Here is a 318-nt window from a genome sequence, read left to right on the forward strand (position 1 = left end):
GGTGCGCCGCGAACTCGATCGGCTGTTCGCCGAGTCGGGGGTGGAATCGGTGCAGGGGGTGCCCGACCGTCAGCGCCTGGCCGCCGCCCTCGCCGCGACCCACTGGACGACGGTCGTCGCCGGTGGCCCCGGCACCGGTAAAACGCCCACCATCGCTCGCATAATCGCACTACTGGACGCACATCAGCGCGCCAACCCGAAGGCGCCCGCACTGCGAATCGCGCTCGCCGCACCGACAGGGAAAGCGGCTGCGCGGCTACAGGAGGCGGTGCGCGATCAAGCCGGTGAACTCGGCCTGCCCGAACTGAGCGCGTCCAC

General features: G+C 71.1%; 1 protein-coding gene. It reads left to right on the forward strand.

The window, feature by feature from the left end; all coding sequences use genetic code 11:
* Positions 1-318: AAA family ATPase (locus GV790_RS29530; protein WP_163818094.1), on the forward strand; the 318-nt coding region annotated here is incomplete at both ends.

The organism is Nocardia cyriacigeorgica (assembly GCF_010858045.1).
Taxonomy (GTDB): Bacteria; Actinomycetota; Actinomycetes; order Mycobacteriales; family Mycobacteriaceae; genus Nocardia; species Nocardia cyriacigeorgica_E.